Source organism: Siminovitchia jepli (genome assembly GCF_047228825.1).
Classification (GTDB): Bacteria; Bacillota; Bacilli; order Bacillales; family Bacillaceae_C; genus Siminovitchia.
Genome location: NZ_JBFEGN010000131.1, coordinates 1 through 6,831 on the forward strand (window position 1 = coordinate 1; position 6,831 = coordinate 6,831).

Genomic DNA, 6,831 nt, shown 5'->3' on the forward strand with positions numbered 1-6,831 from the left:
TCCCTGAAGAAAAAAAGTAAAAAATGTCATTTTTCTATTTTACAATCTGACATAATACGATTAGCGGAAAATAGGATAGAATGTTAATTTAACGTAAATATTTAGTCAATTTAAATTATTAAGTAAATTGAACTAGGTCTAACGGAAGGGGACATAAAATATAAAGGTATGAATTTGGAATAGCGTTAAAAGCTTTTGGAAAATTCTCTTTATAGAACCTATACAGGAGTGATAACAGGGTTCTTGCTGTAGACCACAAAGTAATCAATAAAAGTAAATGGAAAAAATGATCTTTATTTCATCAAGCTTTCTTCGACTGACTGCCATCTAGAGAGAACCCTGATAAATTTTGGTTACTGCCACTATCTCTGTAATAGAATATTCTTTACTGTCATACATCCGTAGTGCAACAGTAAGCTTTCACCTAGTTCCATTGTTCCACTTTATTTAATCCTTCATGGATCTCCCTACGGGCACCAGAAATTGAAGGTTGATAGAATGAAATGTTTGATACAACTGAATTTAGGTACGCTTACAAACGAGGTTAGCGGTGAAACTTCATGTAAGTATAAGGATGAAGAATTTTTAGTTTTTTAATAGAGAAGTTTGGTTTTCTCAATATTCACAATTTAAGAGGTATAGCTTTTTTGGCGGGGTTAAGCGGATAGCCAAAAGTGCTGAGATTATGGTTCCATTTCATTATCCCAACCTATCAAATGAGGTAATGCATTTTCTTTTTCAGTCCCTGGTCTACATTAGGGCTAGCACTGTTGAAAACTTTGACGAGGATGATCCAGAAATAATTTATTTCAAGCGTTGGGTAGGTAATAAATATTATAATTTTTTTGGGGATTGACATGAAAAATGGAGTGGATTATGATGGAGGAAAACATATCGTAAAAACACGATATGTAATTGTACGAAAGGAGTTCAACATTTGATTAATGAGGAAATCTATCGCTTTTTAAAAGCTTTGGCTAGTGAAAAGAGACAGGAAATCATATTTTTATTTTTAAACAGAAATGAAGTAACAGTGAATCAAGTGTCTGAATTAGTTGGTATTGGTCAATCAACGGCTTCTGAGCAATTAGCAATTTTAAAAAAGGCAGGGCTCCTTTCTTCTCGGAAGGAAGGGAAACAAGTTTTCTACTCAACAGATAGAAATAAAATCATGGAGTTATTACAGAGCTTAAATCAAATACTGACGGATTGTTGTAAGTGAACATGTAGGAATTCTATATGTTCATATTTATTCAATGACACATCGTTAAATAACGATATGAAAAAGGAGAGTATAAAAATGAAAAATCAATTTGATTGTTTTGTTATTGGTGGGGGGCAGGCGGGATTAGCTTCTGGTTACCACTTGCAAAAAGAAGGTATAACATATTTGATTTTAGAAGCGGAAGTACAAGCCGTTGGTTCATGGCCAAAATACTATGACAGTTTAACCCTATTCTCTCCAGCTCGTTATTCATCACTTCCTGGTTTACAGATTTCTGGAGATTTGGATCGCTATCCATCTAAAGATGAAGTGATTTCCTATTTGAGTCAATATGCAGAGCATTTTGGATTGAATATTAGGACAGAACAAAGGGTGTTGGATATTCAGAAAAAAGGTGATTCATTTGAAATTAACACTGCTAATGGGAACGTTTATTATTCGAAGGCGATCATTTCAGCTACTGGGGCGTTTAGTAACCCGAGTATTCCTCAAATAGAAGGAAGCGAATTGTTCAAAGGTAAAATATTGCACTCAAGCCAATACAAAAATGTAGAAGAGTTTAAAAAGCAAAGAGTGATAGTTGTCGGTGCAGGAAATTCTGCTATACAAATTGCCTACGAATTAGCAAAAGTTTCAAACGTTACACTCGCAACGAGGAAAACCATTAACTATGCTCCCCAACGAATATTAGGTAAGGACCTTCATTTCTGGCTTAAGGTAACGGGAATTGACACCCTTCCTTTCGGAAAGAAATTTGCCTTGAGTAGCTCTGTATTAGATACAGGAATTTATAAGGAAGCGATTTTAAATAATATGCCAGAAAGGAAAGATATGTTTGTCCGTTTTACAGAAGAGGGGATTATATGGAAAGATGGGACAAATGAGAAAGTGGATACTGTCATCTATGCAACTGGTTATCTTCTTAATGTGAGTTATTTAACATCCCTAAAGGGAGCGGTAGAATTAAATGGCACCCCGTTACACAAAAGAGGAATAAGCATCACAACACCTGGATTATACTTTGTAGGTATTTCTGGGCAGCGCTCATTTTCTTCTGCTACCATTCGGGGGGTAGGAAGGGATGCAAAATATGTGGTGAGACACATTAAAGAACATATAATTTAAAAGTCCTCTTAAAAGTGACTTTTTCCAAAATAAATCAAAAAAAATTGATTTAGTGTTTGCATACACATAATTATTTTGTGTATACTTTAAACATCAAAAAAATTTGATGAAAGGGAAAGTGAGAATGACTGTAATAACAGACCAGTTTCAAGAATATGAAAAAAAGTTTAAAGCTTTAGCTGATCAGAAGCGTTTGGAAATCATGTATGAGCTTTGTCAAAGAGGAAAAACATGTGTATGTGATCTAACAGAGGTATTTGAAATGACCCAATCGAAACTTTCCTATCACTTAAAGATTTTATTGGATGCAGGATTAATCGTTAAAGAAACTAAAGGCACTTGGAGTTATTACGATTTAAATGATACGGAAGTAAACAAACTATTATCAGAAGAATTGTGCTGCATTTTTAGAAAAACAGGAAAAGGAAGTTGCTGCTAATTTTTTTGTGCTATACATCAATTTTTTTTGATTTATTAAAATTAAGGAGGAATTATAATGAAATTTGTTCACGTGGGAATTAATGTAACGAATTTAGAGCAATCCATTGAGTTTTACCAAAAAGTATTTGGTGTATCACCTGTAAAGGTAAAAGCTGATTATGCGAAATTCTTGTTGGAAAGCCCTGGACTCAACTTTACTCTTAATGTACGCGATGAAGTGAGCGGAAATCAGGTTAATCATTTTGGATTTCAAGTAGAAACAGCAGAAGAAATTACAGCTCATAAGGAACGGTTAGAAAAAGAAGGATTCTTTGCCCGTGATGAAATGAATACAACTTGCTGCTATGCGGTACAAGATAAATTTTGGGTAACAGATCCAGACGGAAATGAGTGGGAATTCTTTTATACAAAAACAGACAGCGAGGTTCACAAAATTGAAGATACAGCTTGCTGCACAACTTCTAAGGAAGAAAAAGCGAATTCTTGCTGCTAATAGGTGATTACTTCTTTTTTTGAATAATGGAGGTTAAACAGTGACAACAGCAATATTGGCATCAGTAATTTTTTTAGCAACACTTATTTTAGTTATCTGGCAGCCTAAGGGCTTGAACATCGGGTGGTCCGCCTGTGGTGGAGCACTCCTTGCTCTTTTGGTTGGTGTTGTCGGATTCAGTGATGTCTTAGAGGTCATAGACATTACGTGGAATGCGACATTATCGTTTGTAGCTATTATCCTTATCTCTTTAATATTAGATGAAATTGGATTATTTGAATGGGCTGCTTTACATATGGCAAGGGCGGCTAAAGGAAACGGAATCAAAATGTTCATATATGTCAGTATTTTGGGAGCCATTGTAGCTGCGTTATTTGCCAATGATGGAGCTGCCCTTATTTTGACACCAATTGTTCTTGCCATGGTTCGTAATTTGAACTTTAAAGAAGCAATGATTTTCCCGTTCATTATGGCGAGTGGTTTTATCGCTGATACCACTTCACTGCCTTTCGTTGTAAGTAACTTAGTGAACATTGTATCTGCTGATTTCTTTGATATTGGGTTCGTAGAATATGCTTTAAGAATGATTATTCCGAATCTGTTTTCATTGATTGCAACCATCACGGTATTATTGATTTATTTTAGAAAAAACATCCCGAAAACGTACGATTTGTCTAAATTAAAGAAACCAGCAGAGGCCATTAGGGATAAAAAGATGTTTCGCCTTTCCTGGTATGTTCTTGGGATTTTACTGATTGGGTACTTTTCGAGTGAATTCATTCGACTCCCTGTATCGATTGTGGCAGGATTGATTGCCATTTTCTTTTTATTCATAGCGCGAAGGAGTCATGCGGTAAATACGAAATCCGTTATAAAAGGGGCTCCATGGAATATCGTTTTTTTCTCGATTGGAATGTATGTTGTTGTGTATGGTTTAGGAAACGCCTGGCTGACACATTCGTTGGCAAGTGGAATCCAAGCAGCTGCCGATCAGGGGCTATTTGTCGCAACGGTTGCAATGGGCTTTATTGCAGCTCTTTTATCATCATTGATGAATAATATGCCAACTGTGATGATTGATGCTTTAGCAATTGCAGAAACTAATACCTCTGGTACGATCCGAGAAGCTCTAATTTATGCCAATGTCATAGGTTCGGATTTAGGTCCGAAAATTACCCCAATTGGCTCATTAGCAACCTTAGTATGGCTTCATGTTTTGTCTCAAAAAGGAGTTAAAATCTCATGGGGAACCTATTTTAAGACGGGGATCGTATTAACGATACCCATTCTATTTATCACATTATTGGGTCTATATGTAGCCTTATTACTTTACTAAAAGGAGAAATACATCATGTCCAAAAAGACAATTTATTTTTTATGTACAGGGAACTCTTGCAGAAGCCAAATGGCAGAGGGATGGGCGAAGAAATATCTAGGTGATGAGTGGGAAGTGCACAGTGCTGGAATTGAAGCACATGGATTAAACCCGAATGCTGTAAAGGCCATGCAGGAAGCTGGTGTTGATATTTCCAGTCAAACATCAGATATTATTGATCCTGAAATCTTAAATAATGCTGATTTGGTGGTTACATTATGTGGAGATGCTGCTGATAAATGCCCCATCACACCACCACATGTTAAACGTGAACACTGGGGATTTGATGATCCGGCTGGAAAAGAGTGGTCTGAATTTCAGCGTGTGCGTGACGAAATTCGTGAACGGATTAAGCAATTTAGTGAAACAGGGAATTAAAAAGCCCCCTGTATAAACTAATAACTAATAATGATGGCATATCTTAAACAAGATACTTCCACAATCGGGCGCAATTCCATAATAAGAATTGTGCCCCTTATTTATGTAAAGGGCCATTTTCTGGTATAAGTAATTGTTCAAATTTGTGAAGTAATTGTAAGTGAGCAAAACGGAGGGATTTCCCAATAAGAGGTTATCAATACATTGAGATAAAATTGTTGTGGGGGTGTAAGATATGGAAATGAAAAATTTTATTCTTCATGGAGATATACTGTCTGTTGAAGTGAAGATAGATACAATTGATTATAGGTTCGCTATCAATGGAAGGCACCTAAAAAGCGATATGGAGATACGTGGGTATTAAAATCTTATGTAAATACGCTTACTGGTGAAAAAGATTTATCAGAAGAAAAAATCGCTATGTTCCTAGACACAATTAATGCAAAATGGAATTGGAATATGGATGATTTTAAGAAGTGAAATTATTAAGCAATAGGGCGCGATTATTGAAGAAAGCTATGCCAGAATCAGGCCATTTAATTGAGCAACAACCTTACAGAGAAATGGATATTCATAAAAATATAAGTGGGATTGTGAAGGAATTATTTAAAGAAGAAAGTACATATCCATTTAGGGCTAATTTTTGAAATTAGTCTTTTTTTATGGATTAAGAAGAAAACGAATGTAAATTAAAGGATAAAAATAACATTCATTTTCTTTCGATTAATTGTTTTTTTCGTTCCCGGTGTGTTAGGGGTACCAAACGAATCAAGGAATGGGGGGCTGGCTTCATATGGAAAAATTACCAATTATTATACCCTTCTTGATCCTCCATTTCCTTTAGCTTGCGATAAAACGCTGTCTGACTGACCCCTGTAATGGCACAAATCTCCTTTACGGTTTTTTATCTGTTGTTTTTCGTAATTCAATCGGTTCATTCCTGAATGTGTTTATAGTCGAACTATTGCCTCCGGTACGTCACACATTATCATGTTCTGTTGAAAGAAATAACTGTAAAAAAATACTTAGTTAATTCTTCCGGTGACTGTGCCATATCATTTTGCATCCACCATTTTACGGTTTCAACGAAACTACCAGCAATATGATTAACAACATACTCTTTGGGAATTCTATCCAAGCTTTTATTTGGAATAAATCTAATAAACACCTGCTCCAAATACGATTTAAATACATTTAAAAATAAATCTCTGCTCTCACCCGAAAGAATACCTTTGATATCCCTTCCTCTATCTTTTAAGTGGTATAAAATGTGCGTAATTTTAACCTCCAGGTCGTCATTGGCAGAGGAAAAATCATGAGAGCCTTCTGGAATCAGCTCTTCCTCAAAAACGTGGTCGAATATATCACTGCATAGTACCTTTAATAAATCGTCTTTGGTTTCAAAGTGTGAATAAAAAGTGCTTCTCCCAATGTTTGCTTCATCAATTATATTTTGAACTGTAATTTTCGAATATCTCTTCTGTGCCAGTAGTGAACTAAAAGCATTAAATATTGAGTCCCTCGTCTTTTGCATTCGCCTATCCATAAATCCTCCTCCTTTCATACAAAAACAATGAATTGTTCAGTATCTTACATTTCGTACATTTTGATTATTGTAGTTGAGTTAGAATCAACTACAATAGATATCGAATATGATGTTCATTATCTTACAAATTGTACTTTAATTTATATGAAAGGTCAATTTAGGAGGGATACATGTCTGTGTCAACCATTTGTGGGCAGATATTTTCGCCCTTTATTTTTGAAAGCACTTTCACACTTTTAGGGTTCTCC

General features: G+C 35.4%; 8 protein-coding genes and 2 pseudogenes. 7 read left to right on the forward strand and 3 right to left on the reverse strand.

Annotated elements, in window-relative coordinates; genetic code table 11:
- Nucleotides 1-327: 327 nt before the first annotated feature.
- Nucleotides 328-420, reverse strand: a pseudogene (locus AB1L08_RS21050) (recombinase family protein); the annotation flags it as partial.
- A 517-nt stretch (nucleotides 421-937) separates the two neighbouring features.
- On the opposite strand from AB1L08_RS21050, the gene AB1L08_RS21055 reads away from it, so the two are divergent.
- From AB1L08_RS21055 to AB1L08_RS21085, 7 genes are all read left to right on the forward strand, one after another.
- Nucleotides 938-1,222, forward strand: a complete 285-nt coding sequence (locus AB1L08_RS21055; protein WP_413066572.1) for an ArsR/SmtB family transcription factor — start codon at nucleotides 938-940, stop codon at nucleotides 1,220-1,222.
- Nucleotides 1,223-1,300: 78 nt separating this feature from the next.
- Nucleotides 1,301-2,350 (forward strand): flavin-containing monooxygenase, encoded by a 1,050-nt coding sequence (locus tag AB1L08_RS21060; protein WP_413066573.1) that lies wholly within the window; start codon nucleotides 1,301-1,303, stop codon nucleotides 2,348-2,350.
- Nucleotides 2,351-2,474: 124 nt separating this feature from the next.
- Nucleotides 2,475-2,789, forward strand: coding sequence for an arsenical resistance operon transcriptional regulator ArsR (gene arsR / locus AB1L08_RS21065; RefSeq protein WP_413066574.1), 315 nt, complete (start codon nucleotides 2,475-2,477; stop codon nucleotides 2,787-2,789).
- A gap of 57 nt (nucleotides 2,790-2,846) precedes the next feature.
- Entirely contained in the window at nucleotides 2,847-3,284 is a 438-nt protein-coding gene (locus tag AB1L08_RS21070; protein WP_413066575.1) for an ArsI/CadI family heavy metal resistance metalloenzyme, read from the forward strand.
- Nucleotides 3,285-3,324: 40 nt separating this feature from the next.
- On the forward strand, nucleotides 3,325-4,620 hold the full coding sequence (locus AB1L08_RS21075) for an arsenic transporter (protein ID WP_413066576.1): 1,296 nt from the start codon (nucleotides 3,325-3,327) through the stop codon (nucleotides 4,618-4,620).
- 15 nt (nucleotides 4,621-4,635) lie between these two features.
- Nucleotides 4,636-5,037, forward strand: a complete 402-nt coding sequence (gene arsC / locus AB1L08_RS21080) for an arsenate reductase (thioredoxin) (protein ID WP_413066577.1) — start codon at nucleotides 4,636-4,638, stop codon at nucleotides 5,035-5,037.
- Nucleotides 5,038-5,543: 506 nt separating this feature from the next.
- On the forward strand, nucleotides 5,544-5,684 hold the full coding sequence (locus AB1L08_RS21085; RefSeq protein ID WP_413066578.1) for a hypothetical protein: 141 nt from the start codon (nucleotides 5,544-5,546) through the stop codon (nucleotides 5,682-5,684).
- A 155-nt stretch (nucleotides 5,685-5,839) separates the two neighbouring features.
- Here AB1L08_RS21085 and AB1L08_RS21090 read toward each other — a convergent pair.
- Both AB1L08_RS21090 and AB1L08_RS21095 read right to left on the reverse strand, forming a co-directional pair.
- Nucleotides 5,840-5,976 (reverse strand): annotated as a pseudogene (locus tag AB1L08_RS21090) (recombinase family protein); the annotation flags it as partial.
- Between the two features lie 49 nt (nucleotides 5,977-6,025).
- Entirely contained in the window at nucleotides 6,026-6,583 is a 558-nt protein-coding gene (locus AB1L08_RS21095; RefSeq protein ID WP_413066579.1) for a TetR/AcrR family transcriptional regulator, read from the reverse strand.
- Nucleotides 6,584-6,831: the final 248 nt, after the last annotated feature.